Source organism: Clostridium cavendishii DSM 21758 (genome assembly GCF_900141845.1).
Taxonomy (GTDB): Bacteria; Bacillota; Clostridia; order Clostridiales; family Clostridiaceae; genus Clostridium_AG; species Clostridium_AG cavendishii.
This window is the reverse complement of sequence record NZ_FQZB01000015.1, coordinates 38,285-58,647: the sequence shown is the minus strand read 5'-3', so window position 1 is coordinate 58,647 and position 20,363 is coordinate 38,285. Positions and strand designations below refer to the sequence as shown.

22 protein-coding genes are annotated in these 20,363 nt (G+C 26.7%); 8 read left to right on the top strand and 14 right to left on the bottom strand.

Going from position 1 to position 20,363, the window contains the following annotated elements:
* The first annotated feature begins 121 nt into the window (after positions 1 to 121).
* From mgsA to BUB01_RS23520, 4 genes are all read left to right on the top strand, one after another.
* Positions 122 to 490, top strand: a complete 369-nt coding sequence (gene mgsA / locus BUB01_RS17170; RefSeq protein WP_072990919.1) for a methylglyoxal synthase — start codon at positions 122 to 124, stop codon at positions 488 to 490.
* Positions 491 to 918: 428 nt separating this feature from the next.
* Positions 919 to 2,565: an ABC-F type ribosomal protection protein CplR gene (gene cplR / locus BUB01_RS17165; RefSeq protein WP_072990916.1), complete on the top strand. Its 1,647-nt coding sequence runs from the start codon at positions 919 to 921 to the stop codon at positions 2,563 to 2,565.
* A gap of 58 nt (positions 2,566 to 2,623) precedes the next feature.
* On the top strand, positions 2,624 to 3,343 hold the full coding sequence (locus BUB01_RS17160) for an EcsC family protein (RefSeq protein WP_072990913.1): 720 nt from the start codon (positions 2,624 to 2,626) through the stop codon (positions 3,341 to 3,343).
* Positions 3,336 to 3,497 carry a hypothetical protein gene (locus BUB01_RS23520; RefSeq protein ID WP_200802905.1) on the top strand — a complete coding sequence of 54 codons (162 nt, stop codon included), beginning with the start codon at positions 3,336 to 3,338 and terminating at the stop codon, positions 3,495 to 3,497. Before BUB01_RS17160 ends, BUB01_RS23520 begins: the two co-directional genes overlap by 8 nt.
* A gap of 35 nt (positions 3,498 to 3,532) precedes the next feature.
* Here BUB01_RS23520 and BUB01_RS17155 read toward each other — a convergent pair whose 3' ends face one another.
* The 9 genes from BUB01_RS17155 to BUB01_RS17115 form a co-directional block, all read right to left on the bottom strand.
* Complete coding sequence (locus tag BUB01_RS17155) at positions 3,533 to 4,069, bottom strand: cysteine hydrolase family protein (RefSeq protein ID WP_072990910.1); 537 nt, start codon at positions 4,067 to 4,069, stop codon at positions 3,533 to 3,535.
* Positions 4,070 to 4,157: 88 nt separating this feature from the next.
* Positions 4,158 to 4,544 (bottom strand): ACT domain-containing protein, encoded by a 387-nt coding sequence (locus BUB01_RS17150; protein ID WP_072990907.1) that lies wholly within the window; start codon positions 4,542 to 4,544, stop codon positions 4,158 to 4,160.
* Between the two features lie 162 nt (positions 4,545 to 4,706).
* Positions 4,707 to 5,156 (bottom strand): RDD family protein, encoded by a 450-nt coding sequence (locus BUB01_RS17145; RefSeq protein ID WP_072990903.1) that lies wholly within the window; start codon positions 5,154 to 5,156, stop codon positions 4,707 to 4,709.
* 183 nt (positions 5,157 to 5,339) lie between these two features.
* Entirely contained in the window at positions 5,340 to 5,522 is a 183-nt protein-coding gene (locus BUB01_RS17140; RefSeq protein WP_072990901.1) for a DUF1858 domain-containing protein, read from the bottom strand.
* Positions 5,523 to 5,535: 13 nt separating this feature from the next.
* On the bottom strand, positions 5,536 to 6,093 hold the full coding sequence (locus tag BUB01_RS17135; protein WP_072990898.1) for a hemerythrin domain-containing protein: 558 nt from the start codon (positions 6,091 to 6,093) through the stop codon (positions 5,536 to 5,538).
* 2 nt (positions 6,094 to 6,095) lie between these two features.
* Entirely contained in the window at positions 6,096 to 6,725 is a 630-nt protein-coding gene (locus tag BUB01_RS17130) for a hypothetical protein (protein WP_072990895.1), read from the bottom strand.
* 127 nt (positions 6,726 to 6,852) lie between these two features.
* Complete coding sequence (gene hisS / locus BUB01_RS17125; RefSeq protein WP_072990892.1) at positions 6,853 to 8,151, bottom strand: histidine--tRNA ligase; 1,299 nt, start codon at positions 8,149 to 8,151, stop codon at positions 6,853 to 6,855.
* A gap of 294 nt (positions 8,152 to 8,445) precedes the next feature.
* On the bottom strand, positions 8,446 to 9,765 hold the full coding sequence (locus BUB01_RS17120) for an ABC transporter substrate-binding protein (protein WP_072990890.1): 1,320 nt from the start codon (positions 9,763 to 9,765) through the stop codon (positions 8,446 to 8,448).
* A gap of 31 nt (positions 9,766 to 9,796) precedes the next feature.
* The gene (locus BUB01_RS17115; RefSeq protein ID WP_072990887.1) at positions 9,797 to 12,436 is read right to left on the bottom strand and encodes an EAL domain-containing protein; all 2,640 of its coding nucleotides are present in this window, start codon (positions 12,434 to 12,436) and stop codon (positions 9,797 to 9,799) included.
* A gap of 264 nt (positions 12,437 to 12,700) precedes the next feature.
* Between BUB01_RS17115 and BUB01_RS17110 the strand changes: the two genes are divergently transcribed.
* The 3 genes from BUB01_RS17110 to BUB01_RS24010 all read left to right on the top strand — a co-directional run bounded on the left by BUB01_RS17110 (position 12,701) and on the right by BUB01_RS24010 (position 14,666).
* Positions 12,701 to 13,168 (top strand): hypothetical protein, encoded by a 468-nt coding sequence (locus tag BUB01_RS17110; RefSeq protein WP_072990884.1) that lies wholly within the window; start codon positions 12,701 to 12,703, stop codon positions 13,166 to 13,168.
* 236 nt (positions 13,169 to 13,404) lie between these two features.
* A complete protein-coding gene (locus BUB01_RS17105; RefSeq protein ID WP_072990879.1) occupies positions 13,405 to 14,385 on the top strand; it encodes an HD domain-containing protein in 981 nt (326 codons plus the stop codon).
* A complete protein-coding gene (locus BUB01_RS24010; protein ID WP_084108962.1) occupies positions 14,382 to 14,666 on the top strand; it encodes a GNAT family N-acetyltransferase in 285 nt (94 codons plus the stop codon). Before BUB01_RS17105 ends, BUB01_RS24010 begins: the two co-directional genes overlap by 4 nt.
* Before the next feature lie 77 nt (positions 14,667 to 14,743).
* Here BUB01_RS24010 and BUB01_RS17095 read toward each other — a convergent pair whose 3' ends face one another.
* The 4 genes from BUB01_RS17095 to BUB01_RS17080 form a co-directional block, all read right to left on the bottom strand.
* Positions 14,744 to 15,241 (bottom strand): GNAT family N-acetyltransferase, encoded by a 498-nt coding sequence (locus BUB01_RS17095; RefSeq protein ID WP_072990876.1) that lies wholly within the window; start codon positions 15,239 to 15,241, stop codon positions 14,744 to 14,746.
* Positions 15,242 to 15,412: 171 nt separating this feature from the next.
* Positions 15,413 to 16,747 carry a DUF2812 domain-containing protein gene (locus tag BUB01_RS17090; RefSeq protein WP_072990873.1) on the bottom strand — a complete coding sequence of 445 codons (1,335 nt, stop codon included), beginning with the start codon at positions 16,745 to 16,747 and terminating at the stop codon, positions 15,413 to 15,415.
* Entirely contained in the window at positions 16,744 to 17,061 is a 318-nt protein-coding gene (locus BUB01_RS17085) for a PadR family transcriptional regulator (RefSeq protein WP_072990870.1), read from the bottom strand. The genes BUB01_RS17090 and BUB01_RS17085 overlap by 4 nt, the downstream gene beginning before the upstream one ends.
* Positions 17,062 to 17,362: 301 nt before the next feature.
* Positions 17,363 to 18,499, bottom strand: a complete 1,137-nt coding sequence (locus BUB01_RS17080) for a DUF116 domain-containing protein (protein ID WP_084108940.1) — start codon at positions 18,497 to 18,499, stop codon at positions 17,363 to 17,365.
* Between the two features lie 149 nt (positions 18,500 to 18,648).
* Between BUB01_RS17080 and BUB01_RS17075 the strand changes: the two genes are divergently transcribed.
* Entirely contained in the window at positions 18,649 to 19,593 is a 945-nt protein-coding gene (locus tag BUB01_RS17075) for a hypothetical protein (RefSeq protein WP_072990867.1), read from the top strand.
* Positions 19,594 to 19,620: 27 nt separating this feature from the next.
* Here BUB01_RS17075 and ric read toward each other — a convergent pair whose 3' ends face one another.
* On the bottom strand, positions 19,621 to 20,316 hold the full coding sequence (ric, locus tag BUB01_RS17070; RefSeq protein WP_072990864.1) for an iron-sulfur cluster repair di-iron protein: 696 nt from the start codon (positions 20,314 to 20,316) through the stop codon (positions 19,621 to 19,623).
* Between the last annotated feature and the right edge of the window lie 47 nt (positions 20,317 to 20,363).

Sequence of the window (20,363 nt, the reverse complement as noted above, 5' to 3'; positions counted from 1 at the left end):
TCTGATTTTCTTTCTTTACATTTATATAAAAAATGTACTATTATAAAATTAAATAATATAGTATAAATTTACTATGATTAAATATAACACTTTAATTTTAAATAAATTTAGGGGGAGTACTATGAGAATATCTTTAATAGCACATGATAATAAAAAAAGTGAAATGATTGATTTCGCAAAAAGGTACAAGCACATACTTGAATGCCATGAACTTTTTGCAACAGGTACTACTGGTAAACTTATATCAGAGGCAACTGGTCTAAATGTTCATAGATTTCTATCAGGACCACTTGGTGGTGATCAACAAATTGGAGCTATGATAGCAGAAAAGCAAATGGATATTGTATTCTTTTTAAGAGATCCTCTTACAGCTCAACCTCATGAACCAGATGTAAGTGCTCTAATTAGATTATGCGATGTACATTACATACCTCTTGCTACCAACTTAGGTTCAGCAGAAGCTTTATTAAAGAACTTAAAAGATAGATAACTTTGTACATAAAAAATATATTCAAGAGATTTTCTCTTGAATATATTTTTTTAATTTTCCCAACACACTTACTAGATTCCATAGTGACTTATCAAACCAAATTCTTTACCAAAATTTAAATTCATAATGATTATATTTTATTCTTGAAATATATATTCGAAATGCTATAATAAAAATGAATATTATATATTTTAAAGAAAGGTTAAGGTAATTTCAAACATGAGAATATAATCTACTTTTAAAACTTTTAAAGTATAACAAAAAAATTTAAATTTATTATACCTATTAGATTTATTATATCTAATATAGAAGGCTTTTTTGTTGTGCTTAATTTTAAGGAGAGTAGATTATAGGATAGTTATATGCATTTTTACCTTTAACTAGGATAGCTATATACTCTCTCCTATATTTTAAGGAGGGATTTTTTTATGCAATTAGCAATATTAAATAAAATAAAAAAATACTATGGAGATAGATTAATTTTAGATATAGACAAATTAGAAATATTAGAAGGCCACAAAATAGGCTTAGTTGGAGAAAATGGCGAGGGAAAAACTACGCTTATAAAAACTCTAATTGGTGAAGAAGATATCCAAGAGGGAAACATTTACCTTACTAAGAGCTATGCTTATATTAGTCAAAAAGATGATTATTTAGGTACACTTGATGCTACTAAAGTTAAAAGCTTATTCAATGCACCAGATGAATATGAAGAATTTTTATCTGGTGGAGAAAAAATTAAACTTAAAATTGCTAGAGCTTTGAGTGAAAATAAAAGCCTTATAATTGCAGATGAACCTACTTCAAACTTAGATAATAATAGTGTTCAAGTACTTGAAGAAATGCTTAAGAGCTATAATGGTTCATTACTTTTAGTATCACATGACAGAAATTTTTTGGATGCCTTATGTAATATCATTATTGAGATTAAAGACAGTAAAATAAAGATCTACAATGGTAACTACTCAAAATATTTAGAACTTAAACAACTAGAAATAGAAAGAGCTAAAACAGAATATAATGAATATGTAGAAGAAAAAAGAAGGCTCCAAAATGCTATACTAATAAAACGTAATTTAGGAGATGGAATAAGAAGAACTCCTAAGAGAATGGGTAACTCAGAAGCTAGACTTCACAGAATGGGAGGACAAAAATCAAAAGCAAAAATAGATAATAGTGTAAAAGCAATACAAAGTAGAATTGAACACTTAGATGTGAAAGAAAAACCAAAGGAAATAAAGGAAATTAAAATAACAATAAAAGAAGGTTTAGAAATTACAGCAAAGAATCCTATTGAAGTTAAACATCTCAATCTATTTGTTAGTAATAAATTATTACTAAAAGATATTTGCTTTAAAGTAAAAAATGGTAAAAAAGTTGCTTTAATTGGCAACAATGGTTGCGGTAAAAGTACTCTATTAAATGAGATTATTAATAACAACAATGAAAATATAAAAATTTCTAAGAATGCTGTAATTGGATACTTTGATCAATCTCAAACTATATTAGATGAAAATAAATCAATATTAGAAAACGTACGAGAAAATTGCTCCTTTACTGAAAGTTTTGTTAGAATAAAGTTAGACGGATTTGGCTTTAAAGGTGATACTGTATTTAAATTTGTTTCAAAATTAAGCGGAGGAGAGAAAGTAAAGGTTGCTCTTTGTAAAACACTACTTTCCGACAATAATATCTTAATTTTAGATGAACCCACTAATTATTTAGATATTAAATCCATGCAAGCTTTAGAAACTGCTCTTATGAATACTAATAAAACCTTAATTATAGTTTCTCATGATAGAAAATTTATTTCAAATGTATGTGATTATATAATTGAAATAGAAAACAATACCGTTAAGGAGTTTAACGGTAATTATAAAGATTATATAGAATTTAAAAATACACCTAAAATTAGTAATAAACAACATGAAGCAAAAGATAAACTTTTAGTTTTAGAAAATAAGCGTTCTGAACTAATATCTTTAATATCTATTGAAAAAGATGATGAAAAAAAACTCCAATTAGAAGCCCAATATTTCTCATTATCCAACGATATTAAAAACTTAAAAATCTAATTATAAATAATAATAATGTTATAATTAAAAATAATTAAATTTTGAAAGAGGTTTTTATATGTATGATTATATAGACTCAATAATGCCTGAATTTCAAGCATGGAAATTTGAAATGAAAAAAAGGCCTTCACTTTTAAACAAAATGGCTAAAGGTGCTCAAAATAAATTTAATAGTGTTTTGCCAGAAAAATATCACGATGTAATGACTTCTACTATAAAGAATTTAGTTAAAAGTGTTTTAGTCGGTTCTGAATATCTAACAAAAGAGCCCATTAAAGATATGCCTCTTGAACTTAGAGAAAGACTATTTAGAGAAAAGCTAGATTTTTATAGAAAAACAGCCGTTGTAGAGGGTGCTTCAACTGGAGCTGCTGGTTTTTTTGTTGGACTTACAGATTTTCCTTTATTACTAGGTATAAAAATCAAGTTTCTTTTTGAAGCTGCTGCTATTTATGGTTTTGATGTTAAAAATTATAAAGAGCGTTTATATATACTTTATATATTTCAGTTAGCCTTCTCTAGCCAAGGTAAAACAAATAAAGTTTTTGCTGAAATGGAAGATTGGAATCATACTGCTGAAAACTTTCCTGAAGATATTAATCAGTTTAACTGGCGTGATTTTCAGCAAGAATATAGAGATTATATTGATATAGCCAAAATGCTCCAATTAGTCCCTTTAATAGGGGCATTTGTAGGTGCTTATGCAAACTCTAAACTTCTAGATAAACTTGGTGAAACTGCTATGAATTCTTATAGAATGAGGTTATTAAATGATTAAAAAAAATAAACAAAAAGAAAATTCAAAAACTATAATTTGTCCTATATGTGGTGAAACTATGAAGGAAAATCCATATGCTTATGATAATAGACAATATGATAAAATAGCCTATAAATGTGATTTTTGCGGTCATAAATGCTCTAAAATTACTTAAAATATTAAAACCAGCATAAACTTGCTGGTTTTTTATTATTTAATTGATAGCCTTTTTATTGTATCCTCTAAGCTTTCTACCATACCAAACCTATCCTTAAATATATTAAAGTTATAATGTTCATATACATCCTTTGCTTTTATCTTTCCATTATCAAAGGTCGTATTTGTTTTTTCAGGTATTATTAACTTAAACCCATACTCAAAAGCCACTTTACAAGTAGTATCAATACAATACTCAGTTTGCATACCTGTAATGATTAATTCACTTATTCCCTTATCATCTAAATAGTTCTTTAAGCTTGTTTCTTTAAAAGCAGAATTATAATTTTTATTTATAACTGTTTCATTTACTTTAGGTGCTACCTTATCATAAATCTTCCAACCATCAGTTTTAGGTTCTAACTCTCCACCTACTGCATCACCATGCTGAATATATATTACTTCTATACCATTATCTCTACAAACTTTAATTAGTGTCTCTATATTACTTATAATTTCCTCTCTTGCAAATGGATTTCCTGATACTAATGCATTCTGAACATCTACAACTAAAAGTGCTCTTTTTCTCATTTTCTACTCTCCTTATTATATCTAGTGTACATACTTGTACACTGATGGATTATATGTATTCTATATATAGACTACATATAATCTACAATTAAATTACCTTATACCTTTCACTTACTAATGTCTCTACTGCATTATCTACGTCCGTATTTTTAACAAGAATATAATCCGTATCATAAGTGGAAATAGCAAATATACTTATTCCCTTTTGAGCTAGTATAGAGCTTATTGAGGCCATAATTCCTATTAAGGAAAAATCTAATGGTCCTTCTATTTTTAAAATCCTCCAACCTCTTTCACATACAGTATCCATTGGTATATCTCTTTCAAGACATACAATTGATAACTCATCACTTGTTTTTGTTATTGAAAAAAATTCGTCTCTACTTGCCCATTCAGGAATTATCGCTTCTTTCTCTAATCTACAAACCCCATATTTCTCTTCCAATAATTTCATAGTTAATATTTCTTTTTGCATTTTTTGTCCCTTCCACTAAAACCCTAAAATGAATTTTCCTTATTAATAGTATATCTAATTATATCATTAGGTTAGATTACATTTCATAGCATATATTATCTTTTATATAAAAAATCAGTTAATAAGTATCCTACTTACTAACTGATTTTAAAATTACTTATATTAATCATCAATTACAACGGTCTTTGCAATGTAATCATGCCACCCTTTTTTTTCACTACTAAACAATATCCATATAAATCCTAATGAACAAGGTATATATGATATTATTTTAAACATATTTCTTATTAATGATGTAGCCATGGTAAGATCTTCACCATCATCTTTAATAACTCTTATCCCCATTATTCTTTTACCAAGTGTAGCTTGAAGTTTACTTCCCTCCATTACACTACAATATATACAATATACTAAAAATGAAGACCAATTAAGTTTATTTTTCCATCCCAAGAATTCAATTTTCCCACTTATATCTCTTGAATTTGAAACATAATCACTAAAAACTTTATCAAATCCTATAAGCCAGAATATTCCTCCTACTACTAAGCCAACTATTATTGCATCAATAAGATAAGCTAGAAATCTTCTGCCCCTACTAGCACTACTAAACATATTACTCCCCCCATAATATTTATTGGATATTGTGTTTTTTTACGCCCTTATAATCCATTTTATACCATATTTTTCTTTAAAGTCAATATTTTTTTCTATCTATTAAAGTATACTTTAAAGCTATTACAATATAAATTGGGTGGTAAGCACTGAACCTACCACCCAATTTTACTTATATGATTTCTATTTATTTAATGCTTCTAATAACTTATCTATATTTAATCCGTGAACTATAGCAGCTTCTTCTAATGTTTCGGCTTGTGCTGATGGACATCCTACACAGCCCATACCAAATTCCATTAAAGTTTCAACAGCCTCTGGTTTTACTCTTATTAATTCTCCAATTGTCATATCTTTATTTATCATCTTTTTTCTCTCCTTATTTTATATATTTAGCTTCTAATTCTTCTAATAATTTTATATAAGTTTCTTGTACTTTATTTTTTTCAGCTTCATTTTCAAAAACTATACAATCCTCATTAATTCTCTTTATAGTTTCTTTATTTAAAGATCTATTTGCAAAAGTATATACTACATTATCTTCTTTATCTATATGTCTTTGCAAAAGGTTAGTATATGATACAGCATTTGCTATTACATCAATTTTAGCTTCTTTATCTCCAGCTTTAACCTTATTAATTGCCTCTTCTAACTCTTTTACGAATAACCTACCTTGATCATGCTCAACTAACATGCCGAATTTAACTACTTTTTCAGCTGGTCCTCCTAGTTCTTCAACCATTCTATTGAAAAGCATTTTCTCTTCTTTTCCATGGTGATGAGCATCTGCATAATTTCTTATAAATGCAATAAAATTAGTAAAATCTTCGTAACATATTTCTTCACCCTCTAAAACCCTAAAGCAAGCTTTTCTCACAACAATTAGCATTCTTTTTATATTCTTGTGTTCTTCTATCATTAAATCAATGCTGTTCATATCTATTCTTCCTTTCTTATCCTATTATAGCCATCTTCGGTTTTATCATAAGTATATCTATTACCCGCTTCATTTATAAAACCTTTTATCCACTCTTCTCTTAAAACATAAAAGTTTTCCACATCTCCTGAAACTTTATCCCAATGTTTTCTGTGGATACATTCAGTAGTTTCCCACACAATTTCTGTTTCTGAATTTGAAACTAATCTATTTATCCTATCACATGGCATTCCTTCTAATAGATAACTAAAAATTAATCCAAATAAATCACTTGGTGCAAAGTCTACTTTTTCTATATTTTTCATTGTATTTTTACCATTTTCAAAATATATATTCTCTATTTCACTAAGCTCTATGCCATAATCATTTATAAGTGAAGTTATTAAGCTTGCAGTTCTATCCTCAACACTTTCTATTTTGTTTTGTAACCATCCATGAATATTTCCTTCATCTATAACAGTTTCTAATGCACTTCTTTCTGGATAACCATAGCTTTCATAAAGCTTTTTCTTAATGTCTTGAGTAGGAAGATTTTTTGTTTCTGCATAATCTAATATTTCCTCTAATAAATCCTCATTAGCTTGAATCTTGTTATATAATAAATAATGTATCTTTCCTAAAAATAAACTCATTTTGTTACCTCCATACTTTAAATTAATTAAATATTTCAATTTGTGTTTTATTTAATTATCAATTCTTTCATTTATTATTATAAAAGATATTTTAAAAATTATCGGTAACAAAAGATACGTAAAGTAATTAAAAATCATTTTCAATTACTTTTTTAATTATTTGGCTTCCTGTAAACATATTTTTTATTAAAACATTACCTGACTTAACTTCATCTTCTCCAACTATAACTACATTTTTAACCCCAATTTTATTTGCGTAATTTAATTTCTTTTTAAATTTGTCTTCCTCTAAATATACATCTACACTAAAACCTAATTTTTTAAAATATTCTTTTACTTTAAAACAATATTCTAAAGTTTCTCCTATTGGAAGTATTAAATATTCTAATCCTTCCTCTAAATTATAATTATCTACAAATCCTATTTCCTTTAACACATAGAATAACCTTGTTAACCCTATAGATATTCCTATACCTGGCATTATATTATCTGTGTAGTTTTGAGCTAGATTATCATATCTTCCTCCAGAACATATAGACCCAAAGTTTTCATTTCCTATTAAAATAGTCTCAAATACAGTTCCGGTATAATAATCTAATCCCCTTATTATTTTAAAATCTACAAGATATTCATTTTCACAAACTCCGAATATTTTAAGACATTTAATTACTTCTTCAAGTTCTTTAAGTCCATTATTAAATGTATCATTAGATATATTTAATTTTTTTATATTATCAATAATGCCAACTCCTGTACCTTTTATATTTATAAAATCATTAATAAATTTAGCTTTACTATCTCCAACTACCCCCTCTAAATCCTTATAAAATTCTTTTTTATCCATCTTATCGTACTTATCTATTAATGTAATTATTGAACCATTATCTGTAATTTCTAACTCTTGGAACAATCCTAATAATATTTTTCTATTATTTATTTGAAATTTATACTCTTTTAATCCTATACTTTTAAAAGCCTGAGAAACTATACTAATTACAAAGGCATCATTTCTTATATCTAACTTTCCATTCCCTATTATGTCCACATCACATTGATAAAATTCTCTATATCTCCCCCTTTGATTTCTTTCCCCTCTATAAACCTTACCTATCTGATATCTTTTAAACGGAAAAGTTAAATCGTTAAAATATTGAGCTACATATCTAGCTAATGGTACTGTTAGATCAAATCTTAAAGCTAAATTATTATCACCTCTTTTAAAATTATATACTTGCTTCTCAGTTTCTCCACCAGATTTAGCCATTAGGATTTCTTGTTTTTCAATAATAGGTGTATCCATTGGTATTAAACCATTTTTTTCATAAACATTAGTTATTTTTCGTACAATATCATTAAAAATACGCTGCTCTCTTGGTAATAACTCCATAAAACCTGGTAATATTGATGGTCTAATTTTGTTTTTCATTTTAAAACTCTCCTTTAAATAAATTTCTAAATTTATAAATAACTTAATACAAAAAACCCTGTAGGCCACACCTACAGGGTAAACAATAAACTAAGAAAATAATTGTTTATCATCACCTAGCAGAGATACAAGCCTACAATAAACCTAGACTTGTACCTGCTAATAAAAAAGCGACACAAGTCTGCTAGTGATGATGATGTAATTGTACATTTGATAAACAATTTATTTTCATAGTATTCCTCCTAAATTTAAGTTATTGATATTTTAACCCCAAAATAAACCATAGTCAATATTTTATTGCGATTTATTTTTATTCTCTAGCAATATTTTTCTTTCCTCACCTAAGGTCTTATCTATATCACTCCTAATTGAATCCATTATAGCATCTGCCCCTTTATTATCAGCTATTCCATCATTTATATCTTTTTCCCATATTCCTAGCGTTTTCTCATCCAAAGGCGTTACTATATGTTCATTAGTTTTACTCATTAAATATTCATAAAATTTTTGTTCTTTTTGTCCACCTAAAAATTTATTACTATATTCTAATCTTTTCAAATTATTCCTAGATGGTATATATCCTGGAACACTTCCAACTAAATCATTTTGTTTGAATTTAAAACAGTAAAATTCTATGAATTTAGCTGCAGCTTCTTTATGCTTACTTCCTGTTGGCATTGATAATATTGAACTATTATTCCATCCATAAATATTAAAAGGTAACCTAGTTACTCGCCATTTTCCAGCTTGTTCTGGTACCCAGTTTTCAATCTGTCCTGAGCCCCAAGATCCAAATGTACTTATCATAGCTAATTTACCTTCTTTTAATGCCTGAACTCCCTCTTCTTTCCATAAATCTAAATATGAAACTAACGATTCTTGTTTCATTTTTTTTGATATGTTTAATAGTTCTTTAAATTCAGAAATATTACCTAAAAAATTCAAGTTATTATCATAATATCCATATTGACTAATAGCCATTTTCATTGGATCAGTTACCTTTTCTGATATATATATATTATCTTTCTTTAATGTTCTAGCTATTTTGAACCAATTTTCAGGATTTTCTATATATTTGCCCAACTCTTCCGGCTCTGATGGAAATCCATACTTACTCATTATGTCTGCCCTATAATATAAAACTAATGGAGCTGTTGCAAATGGTATCCCTATTAATTCTTTAGAATCAAATCTATGTCCTAAATTCCAAAGCTCCTTATCAAAATCATTTTCATATTTAGCTATACCATACTGTTCTTTCTTTAAATCTTCTAGTCCATAAATACTATTAAAATTTCCCCAACTAGTACTATCTATTACCATAAGATCTGGCACTTCACCTGTAGACAATGCCTTCAAATATTTTTTAACATAGTCATCAAATTTAAAAGTTTCAACTTCAATATTTATATCTGGATGATCTTTTTTAAATTCATTTATCGACCTTTCCCATCCCCCATAATGAGTCCATAACTTCAATGTTGTTGTTTTTTCTTTTTTTATTTCATTACCATTATTATTAGAATATGCCGTAGTACTATTCATATCATTTTTCTCACAACCAACAAAAGTAAACAAAAAACTTATCATTAGTATATAACATAACTTTTTCATCAAAAACGTCCTCCTAAGCAAGACCTAAAAACTATTTTTCTAAATATCTTTCAAAATCATTTTTAGGTAAAGGCTTGCTAAAATAATATCCTTGTATATCATCACAAGCAATCTTTAGTAAATACTCAAATTCCTCTCTTGTTTCTATTCCTTCAGCTACTACATTTAAATCTAGACTATGGGCTAGGCCTATTATTAAACTAATAACATTTTGCCTTTTTTTATTAACGGTAATATCTGTAATAAATTCTTTATCTATTTTCACCTCATTAACTGGCAATTTTAAAAGTTGATTTAATGATGAAAACCCTTTCCCAAAATCATCAATAGATACTAAAACGCCAATACTCCTAAGCTGATTTATAACAGATATAACTGTATCTACATTTTCTATTAAAACACTTTCAGTTATTTCTAGTTTTAAATACTTAGATTCTAGTTTTGTTTCTTCAAGTACTTCTTTCACTAGTTTAAAAAGATTTTCTTTATAAAAATGTTTTGCTGAAATATTTATTGATATTGGAACTATAGCAATATTACTTTCTTGCCAAAGTTTATTTTGCCTACAAGCCTCCCTTAGTACCCATCTATCAATCTCGAATATTTCTCCTGACTCCTCCAATATAGGAATAAATTTATCTGGAGCCACAAAGCCTAAGTCTTTGCTAAACCATCTTATTAATGCCTCTGCCCCTGTGATCTTTAAAGTCTTAGTATTTATCTTTGGTTGGTAATATAATTGAAATTCATTTCTTTCTACAGCTAATCCAATGTTATTTTTGATTGATATGTGATCTATAAATTTTTTATTAATATCATCATTAAAAAATTTCAACTTATTCTTTCCACTAGCTTTAGCTTCATACATTGCTAAATCTGCTTTTTTAGTTATTTCTTCTACATCATTTCCATCATGCGGATAATAACTGACCCCAGCACTTCCTGTAACATTAAACCTTGTTCCATCTAAAATAAAATCTTCTTCAAAAATACCCATTATTTCATTAGCTTTTATAGTTGCTTCTTCAAAATCAGTTTCTAGTAAAACAATAACAAATTCATCTCCACCTAATCTAAAGACTTGTTTTTTTTCATCTACAGTCTTCTTTAGCCTTTTTGCGATTTGCTCTAATAATTCATCTCCAGAGCTATGTCCAAGGTTATCATTAATATTCTTGAAACTATCAATATCCATAAAAATAACGGCTATTTGTTTTTCTTTATTCTTTCTTGTATTTTCCTCCAAAAACATTTGGAAACTTAATCTATTAGGTAGTCCAGTTAAAATATCATAATAAGCTAACTTTTCAAGTGTTTCATGAGATTTAGTTAACATATCTGTTTTTTCTTCTAACTTAATGTTTAATTCATAACTTTTCTTGAACATCTCATTAAGTTTTTTTGACATATGATTAAAATTATCAATAAGTGATCTCAATTCTAAGATATTACTTTGAGGTAACTTAATATCTTGATTATTTAATATTTTATTAGGTAAATCGGTAGTATTTTGCGCAAGATTTGCTAGCGTCTTTATTACTACTCTATTTATTGCTATACCAGAAGTAATCAAGCATATAGAAAATATCATTAATAGCTCAAATTGATATACTATATCCTCCCAAAATTCATCTTGAAATTTATTTATAGGAAACCTAACTATTATCTTTATCCCCAATTCTTTATTAAACTCTTCATATACATAGTAACCACTTAACCATTTTTGTATAGCTATACTTTTACCTAGCTTATTAGGAATTACTCTATAAAAATTATCACTTATAGATTCTTTAGTTGTATTATTCCGATCATACTTATTTATCTTTTGCCTTTTATTCATAACTTTGGAATTGGTTGATATAATTATATTAGATTTATTTAGGACTGTAACCTCACATTCTTCATTTTTAATATTCTTATAAATTAAATTGTCTAAATAACCAGTTTCAACAGTTCCTAGCAATATTAATTTATCAATCTTCTCACTACTCCAAAGCTTTAAATCAGCTTCTAATTCTGTACTTATATTTTCTGAAATCCTATATACATCACTATTAATATTGTTATTAGTCCCTTCCAAGGTACTGGCACCATTAATTAAAAATGGGACTATTACTGCCAAAATTAAAATATGTGTTATAAATTGTTTAAATTCTATATAATAGTTTTTTTCTCTACTCATAAAATTTTTAAGAGGAATATATGTATAAATTATGTCTGAAATGAAAGCATTCATTAATGAATTAATAAAATAAAAAAAAAGGTTAAAATATAATAATTTATTATCTATATTATTTAAAAATACTTTATACAGCAAAAATTGAACTGGCAAGCCAATAAAAACCCAAAACATACTATCACTAAAAATAAGTTGTTTATTTGATTTATATTTAAACCACAAGCCAATAAAAATTATTTCTATAATAAATACAGCATCCCAAGCATATACTTTTTCATTTAATATAGCTATTATGTGTGCAATAATCGCTACTGGTACTGCTTTTTTTAATCCGTACATACGTAAGATTATAAATAAAAATATTGTTGTTAATGATACATTTAATCCTAATATAAAGTTAATACTATGTATATTACATACTATTGCTAATAAAGATATTATTATTAGTAACAGAAAATATATTCTTTTGTTTTTATCAATTGATATGAACATATAACAACTAGCCCCTCCCAAAGTAACAATTATTTTCGCATTCAAAACATCTCTAAATATTTTTTTCCTTAATCTCAAATTTTATTATACTGTTTTTTTAAATTAAATTAAAGCTATTATTAAAGCTCTTTTGTTTTTACAATCTAATTTTAGTAAACTTCCTTATCTTATATACGAAAATCTTTATATAGGTTCTTAAAATTAACATAATATAATAGATTTTACTAAAGTACTATAAAAATTAATGAAAATAATGGAGGTATTATGTTTACTAAAAAACAAAAGATAGCACTTATAATAACTTGTATTTTAAGTATCACCATAACTGCTACTGCTTCAATTGTATTATTAAAACCTAATAACCTAAATGATTTTAAAGAATATGTGAGAAACTACAAAATAAACTTTGAACATTATATTCTTGACAAAAATGAAGATACTTATAAGGATTTAATTGCAGAAAGCGAAGAAGCCATAAGTAATAAAGATGATAAAAAGATACTAGAATTAAAGCCCAAACTAAAAGAATTAGAAAAAAAAGTTATAGCAGAAGATACTGATCTTATAAATTCAGGCTTACAAGAAGTTAAATCAATAGATATATCAAATTTACCTGAAGATAAAAAGAAAAGAATTGATTCCTTATTAAGTGAAGTTGATACATTATGTTCAGAAAAGAACTTTTTAAAAGCCAATACTAATATAGTCCAAGCAAAAACAGCTGCAAAGTGAGATTAATTAGTAATGGTTAAAAATAAATATTTTTTATTTTAATTTAAGGCAATGCTGACATCTGTTTGTATTGTCTTAAATTATTTTTCAACTCTTCTGTTATTTGTATACACTATAACAATTGACTTTTATGTCATTAATTAGCCTCTCTTTAAGTAATACATATTTTTTATTTAGTTTTATTATGGTAATATTTTTATTATAATCTAATAATTCACTAAAACAAGGAGGATTATATGAAAATAAATGATTTAGTATATGGAGAATTTTTTATAGAGCCACTCTTAGAAAATCTAATTAATACCCCTGAACTTCAGCGCTTAAAAAACATACATCAAGGTGGTGCAAGCTATCTTGTAAATTCCAAATGGAATGTAACTAGATATGAACATTCTATTGGTACAATGCTACTAATAAAACTCCTTGGCGGTAGTCTTGAGGAACAAATAGCTGGCCTACTACACGATATATCTCACACAGCTTTTTCACATGTCGTTGATTTTGCTCTTAATAATAAAGCTGAAGATTATCATGAAAATATATTTATAAATGTTATTGAAAATTCAGCTATTCCCAAAATATTAGAAAACCACGGCTATAATCATAAAGAAATACTTTATAATGAATCTAAATGGACTATTCTAGAGAAGTCAGCACCTGCATTATGTGCTGATAGAATAGATTATACATTAAGAGATATGCTTAATTACGGTACTATATCTAATGAAGAAGTTAAAGAGTTTTTACCATATTTAAAAGTAGTGAACGGAGAGATTGTTATAACTTCTATTGAAAAAGCAGAATGGTTCACCCAGGTTTATTATAAAGAAGTAATAGATTTTTTCATGCATCCATTAAATGCTTATGCTTATAATAAGCTATCTGAAGCAATAAAAATTGCCTTAGAATTAAATGAAATTACTTTAACTGATTTATCAAAAGATGATTCTTATGTATTAAGTCAATTAAAAAACTCTAATTTTAAAGATATAAAAAGTTTAATGAATGACTTAAATTATAATGTTAAGGTTGTTGAGGATTCTAATAATTATCAAATACATCAAAAAAATAAAGTGAGAATTATTGATCCAAATATCTTTATAGATAATTGTTTATATAAATCCTCTGAAAAATCTAAACTAATTAAAATACTAAATAAAAAGGCTTTAGAAAAATCTAAAAAAGGCGTTTATGTTAATGTTTTAAAAACAAAATAAATATATTTGTATTTGGTTACTACATAGAACTTGATGGAGATATTGTAGTTGCCTGTTCAGCAGCTCTCGTATCTAAAAAGGCTGTAGAGGTTTCTATCGCAACCAAAAATAACTTTAGGAAAAAAGGATTAGCAACTATAGTTTGTGCAAAGTTTATACTTCATTGTTTAGAACATGGATTAATTCCGCATTGGGATGCTGCAAACCATAAGTCCTTAAAATTAGCTGAAAAACTTGGATATAAATATTCTAGTTCATACAATATTTTATATCTACGTTAGCTATAAAATTAAATAAGAATAGATAAAAGGTATGATAATGTGAAACTACCATACCTTCTTCTTTATTTAAAACCTGATTAATTTATATTCCAATAAATCAATTCTTCATCTCTCTTTATTTCTATCATTCCAATATTTTTTAACACTTTTATTGATCCCATGTTATCTATATTACATTCTGCAGTTATATTATTTACTTTCTTTTTTTCAAACAGCCATGAAACCAATCCTTTAACAGCCTCAGTTGCATAACCATTTCTCCTACAATCAGAATCTATTCCATAGCCTATTTCAACTTCATTATTCTGATTAGGTTCCCCATGACATCCACAACTACCAATAACTCTATTACATTTCTTTAATATAATTAACCATGGTGTGAATCCATCAGGTTCCTTATCCTTTAAGTAATCCTTAATCATAGGAAGAATGTCTATAATATCGGATTCCTGCCAATATTCTTTTATTATCTTAACACCATTTTCTTCTATGCTACTTTGTTTGCCTTCTAACTTGTCTACTATAAATTCATAAGTCATTGGTATCATTAGAAGTCTCTCTGTTTCAATTTTCATTTCATCTATACCCTTCTCATAATTTTTATATTTTTATTATATTTTCTCATAGTTTTCCACAAATTAAAATAAGGTTAGTATATAATTCTAATATTTTATAGTATAAAAACTTACAAAAATAATTAAGATAAAATAATTAAACATCTAAGCATTAACCCTAATTTCTTAGTTTTACTTTAAAACTTTTTCGTATACCTTATTTAAAAATTCATCATTGCTTATAGTATCAAATCCCTTTCTAAGTTCTACAACCTTATTATCAGATACTAATACAAATCTATCTTCATTATTCTTTTTATCATTACAATAATATACCTTAATATTTTTAGGTAGCTTACTTTCTTGGAGCTTATAATCAAATCTTATACTATTAAGCCACTCAACCAATCTATCACCATAAAATCTTGTAATCACCCCATATTTACTTTCAAATATAGTAGTATCTAAAGAATAAACTCCGTTGTTTAACCAATATAACTCTCTTGAAGCTAATATACTTTTATTATATCTCTTATACTCATCTTTATCATTCTTATTAAATCCAAAATCCATCAATGTTAAGCTTGGATTCTTAGCTTTAGCTTCTTGCTGATTATTATAAGCTCCACTAAATACACTATGAATAACAGAGACATTTATAATCATAATCATTACAATTGTTGCTAATGCCATTCCTCCAATTCTTATAAAAATATTAGTTTCTCTTGAGTAATTCTTTTTATCTATCCACCTTTGTGCTAACATATCAACCAATATACAAAGAGCTATTCCAATTATAAAACCTATGCTTAAACCACCTGACATATTACTATCCTCAATTATGCAAAACCATATAAGTCCAACTAAACTTATTATACAATATGCTTTTTGAAATATATTTTTTATAATAAGTTGCTTATAATTACTATAAATAAGTTTATTATTTGTTTTAAGCTTTCTTTTAGCCATAATGCTCCAAATTATAAAATGAATTATAGTTGTAAGATTAATAAGTATAAATATAAACATTACTAAACTTGAAAATATACCTATATTATTAGTTAAAATAAACTCTGGTACTTGAAATATCCATTGCATTAATAAAATAAATATAAAAAGTAATACGTTTATTAGCTGAAAGCCTAAAGCATAGATAGATGTTTTTCTTACAACCTTAAACTTTTCTGTTTCATCTGTTTGTATTGCTATTGGTTCTTTATTTTTATCCGAACAAAATACTTGAAGCTTACCACTTTCACAAACATATCTCCAGCCAGCAACTTCACAATATTCTCTATACTCTAAAGCTACTCTACTATTTTTTTTATCAAATATTGATAACTTATCAAAAAAATCTATTGAATATTTTAGTTTTTTAGGTTCACATTTTTTAAAAATATAATAGTTATTCTTTATAGACTTTAAGAGCCATCCTTTACTAGCCATACCCTCTAAATATTCTTCTAATGCTGTACATTGATAAGGCAAAAACATACAAAGCTTTATTTTAGTATTCACTAACCTCATTCTTCTACCTCCATATAAAATTCTCCATCCCTAACCATAGTAATTAATCTCTTATACTCTCCTAAGAGTATCTCTCTACCTTTTTCGGTTATTATATAACTTCTCTTTCTTCCCTGAACCGCTGTTTCTTTTATCATACCTTCTGTTTCAAACTTACCTAAAAGTGCATATAAAGTCCCTGGCCCTACCCGTACACGTCCTTTTGAAATTTCTTCTACAGCTTGCATTATGTCTACACCACATCTTTCCTGTAATAAGGACATTAATATATAATACATAGGCTCAGTTAGTGTTTGAAATTGCTCCCTAGCCAAAAGTTATCACCTCTCTAATATCGAGTATCGATGTTTATATTTTCATTGTATTATCGACACTCGATATTGTCAACTAATTCCTATAATTCTCTTATAATTTTCCCTTTAAAACATCAAAAAAATAATGTAGCAATAGTGCTTAAGAAAATCTCACGCTCTATCGCTACACCTATATAATCCAATACTAACTTAAATTATTTTTCAGCTCCAACATTCCACAGTTCTGACTCACTAATATCAATATCAGCATTCCAACCTAAGCTATAACCACCAATATTTAATCCCTTAAATAATAAGCAAATTACTTAATGTTAATTATGCTCTTAACTCTATCTAAATTAATTGATGTCATAACAGAGTTCTCTAACCAGTGTTTATCACAACCACAATAATCTAGTACTACGCATTGAGGTTTAAAACCTAATCTTAAGGCTTTCCAACCTCCTGATACTAAATTTAATACACAAGCTACTCCTACTATGCCAATGTTACTATTCTCACTCTGACTTGAATTAAATAACATTGTCTCATGTGGAATAATATAAACTTCAAAATTATTCTTTAATCCAATTTCTTTTAACTTTCTTACATTACAATCTTTACTGCAACTTTTACACACATAACCACTATTAGATCTCTCACTCAAACAATTTTTCTTTACTTGTCTCATACAAGCTGGCAAAAACACTTTCTTTATCTCACAAGTTAAAAAATCATTCCTATAGGTCTTATTCATTATCTCTGCAGCTATCATATTAAAAAAATACTGAATTTCACCTTTGCCACAATAAATTATATCCTCTTTATTAATATGATTATTTATATAAGAGTTTAAATACTCTTCAACATTTATAGTATATTCACATAAATACTTTTTCCCTTGATTATATAAGTGATCGCTATTACTAATTGAAATATTGAGAAAGTTATCTATATATTTCTTATCTTTATTATCTAAAAAATTTACCCAATTATTTAACCTATAAACCTCTTCATTAAAATCTCCAGTAGCTTCTAACCACCTTATAAGTAACTTAAAAGTTTTAAAATCTATATCTATATTCCCACTTTCTCTTCTCATCAATATATTAGTTGCTAATTTCCCTCTTATATTATCTATCTTTACTTTTAAAAAATTATTTTTTCTAAGTGTATTTAATACTTTAAATACATTCTTTGAACTATACCTGAATGCAAAACCATTTTGTAAATACTCTTTTATTAACACTCCTATTAAAAGTACTTCTATTCCATACTCTTCCTTAGATCTTACTTTTTCTAATTCATATTTCTCAATAAAAGTAATAAACTCATTTAAATATTCTTCACTTGAGCTTAAAACACTCTTTATTATCTTGCCACTTAGCTTTTCTACTCTCATATAATATTGATTTGAATTTATATCTTTACTAATTAATGAGTATGTTATATAGTTCAAATTCTATCCCTCCGCAGAAATTTATTAATATAAACTATTATCCTTTTCTCTCATACTTTCCACTTAATTTAATCCTATAATATTATATCTTAATGAGTTATAATATAGTAATATATTATACTAAGTATACAAATTTGAAAGGAGCCTTTATGAATACTTCAAATAATAATAAACTAAAATATAAATATTCTATTCCTATAACTGTTATACTAGTAGTTGCATGTATTTTTGTTGCTTATATAATTGTAAAAAATATCAATGGTTCAATTAATATTACTTCAAAAAAAGGCGAACTCCCTGTGATTACTGATGATAAAATTAAAAACGCTGAAATTGAATCCGAATCCACAAAAGCAACTACTATCTCTACCAAAACTTTTAACGATTTTTCTAATGAATACTTAGTCAATTTTGTTACTGAAACTACTACTATTTTAACAGATATGAAAGGGAAACGTCTATTTACCAAAATTGAAGAAAAGGATAGAAAATTATATCCTTTACCTGCTCCCTACGAAACTATACCTAAAAGAAAAGCTGTTATAGATAAATATTTTATGCCTGATGTATTTAAAGAAAATTACATTGATAAAGATGGCATTACCTACGTAGAAGAATTAAATAATCAAAATTTTTCTTACACCTATTACTTTAAAAATGTAATAAATAGGGAAGAACATAGTGATATTTTAAGGGTTACATTCAGCATTGACCCTGTAGAAGGCTTTAAAGGCGTTAAAAGAAGTACAAAGACTGTAGATTTTAAAATTAAAGATAACGAGCTTAAATTAAATACTAAATGCTTTGAAGATTCATTTTTAAATTTTGCTGAAAATACTAATGATAGTACTGATATAGATTATTCGAAAAAAGAAAAAGAGCTATATGCCACTGTAGAAAGTAAATTAAGCTCAGTTTTAAGACCCGACCAAAAGATAGGAAGTTTCTTAACTATAGAAAAATTTCCTCTAAGCGATGATAAAGCTTATGGTATAAGCATAGAGGAACCAACTCAAAATGCTATATGTTATTATCTAAATACTAAAACTGGTGAAATTTATGGACATTATCAGCATAAAGTTGTAGCAAAATAAGTGGATTCGTATTGAATCCACTTATTTTTATATATTTTTAAATAAGATATTATTTTCAAGATGAATATGCTGAAAAGTGTCTTCTTCTAACTCTCTTAACTTTCTATAGGTTACTTCAAATGTTTTACATGCATCCTTTGGCACAATATAATGATCTGTTACTTCTCTTAATTCTTTAATTATATCTCCAGCTCCTGTATGCTCACCTTCAAGTTCATTTAAAAGCTTTAATAGCTTATCTCTATTATCATTATTTTTTTCTAATTCGTATCTTTTTATCATTGGAAATACTAATGATTCTTCCTTTACTAAATGTTCCTCAAGTTCTGTTCTTAAAGCATTAAACAATTTATGAACCTTAAAAAGTTCTTCATGAGTTTTACCATGCACCTTTAATATTTTTAATGTAAGTTCACTTATTTTAGGTAGCTCTTCATTTAAATATTGATGATGAGTTTCTATAACATAATCTACAAGTCTGCTTGGTCTTTCCTTTGCCCAATCTGTAAATTCTTCATTCCTTTCCTTAAACACTTTATATCTATCATTTAATAAAGTTAATATTTTATTTGAATCAAGATTTTGCTCTTTTATTGCCTCTTCTAATGGTCTGTCTCCGCCACAACAAAAATCTATTCTATACTCTAAAAATAAATTACTTGCTCCTGGAAAAATAGCAACAATTTGTCCTATCTTATCTGATATATTAAAAACCTTATTCATAATATTGCCTCCTAATAATTTATTATTTTCAATTTTTTAAAATTTTA

What these genes read in the sequence shown, in the direction of transcription:
- mgsA (WP_072990919.1), top strand. Translation starts at nt 122, where the DNA reads ATGAGAATATCTTTAATAGCACATGATAATAAAAAAAGTGAAATGATT.
- cplR (WP_072990916.1), top strand. Translation starts at nt 919, where the DNA reads ATGCAATTAGCAATATTAAATAAAATAAAAAAATACTATGGAGATAGA.
- BUB01_RS17160 (WP_072990913.1), top strand. Translation starts at nt 2,624, where the DNA reads ATGTATGATTATATAGACTCAATAATGCCTGAATTTCAAGCATGGAAA.
- BUB01_RS23520 (WP_200802905.1), top strand. Translation starts at nt 3,336, where the DNA reads ATGATTAAAAAAAATAAACAAAAAGAAAATTCAAAAACTATAATTTGT.
- BUB01_RS17155 (WP_072990910.1), bottom strand. Translation starts at nt 4,069, where the DNA reads ATGAGAAAAAGAGCACTTTTAGTTGTAGATGTTCAGAATGCATTAGTA.
- BUB01_RS17150 (WP_072990907.1), bottom strand. Translation starts at nt 4,544, where the DNA reads ATGCAAAAAGAAATATTAACTATGAAATTATTGGAAGAGAAATATGGG.
- BUB01_RS17145 (WP_072990903.1), bottom strand. Translation starts at nt 5,156, where the DNA reads ATGTTTAGTAGTGCTAGTAGGGGCAGAAGATTTCTAGCTTATCTTATT.
- BUB01_RS17140 (WP_072990901.1), bottom strand. Translation starts at nt 5,522, where the DNA reads ATGATAAATAAAGATATGACAATTGGAGAATTAATAAGAGTAAAACCA.
- BUB01_RS17135 (WP_072990898.1), bottom strand. Translation starts at nt 6,093, where the DNA reads ATGAACAGCATTGATTTAATGATAGAAGAACACAAGAATATAAAAAGA.
- BUB01_RS17130 (WP_072990895.1), bottom strand. Translation starts at nt 6,725, where the DNA reads ATGAGTTTATTTTTAGGAAAGATACATTATTTATTATATAACAAGATT.
- hisS (WP_072990892.1), bottom strand. Translation starts at nt 8,151, where the DNA reads ATGAAAAACAAAATTAGACCATCAATATTACCAGGTTTTATGGAGTTA.
- BUB01_RS17120 (WP_072990890.1), bottom strand. Translation starts at nt 9,765, where the DNA reads ATGAAAAAGTTATGTTATATACTAATGATAAGTTTTTTGTTTACTTTT.
- BUB01_RS17115 (WP_072990887.1), bottom strand. Translation starts at nt 12,436, where the DNA reads ATGTTCATATCAATTGATAAAAACAAAAGAATATATTTTCTGTTACTA.
- BUB01_RS17110 (WP_072990884.1), top strand. Translation starts at nt 12,701, where the DNA reads ATGTTTACTAAAAAACAAAAGATAGCACTTATAATAACTTGTATTTTA.
- BUB01_RS17105 (WP_072990879.1), top strand. Translation starts at nt 13,405, where the DNA reads ATGAAAATAAATGATTTAGTATATGGAGAATTTTTTATAGAGCCACTC.
- BUB01_RS17095 (WP_072990876.1), bottom strand. Translation starts at nt 15,241, where the DNA reads ATGAAAATTGAAACAGAGAGACTTCTAATGATACCAATGACTTATGAA.
- BUB01_RS17090 (WP_072990873.1), bottom strand. Translation starts at nt 16,747, where the DNA reads ATGAGGTTAGTGAATACTAAAATAAAGCTTTGTATGTTTTTGCCTTAT.
- BUB01_RS17075 (WP_072990867.1), top strand. Translation starts at nt 18,649, where the DNA reads ATGAATACTTCAAATAATAATAAACTAAAATATAAATATTCTATTCCT.
- ric (WP_072990864.1), bottom strand. Translation starts at nt 20,316, where the DNA reads ATGAATAAGGTTTTTAATATATCAGATAAGATAGGACAAATTGTTGCT.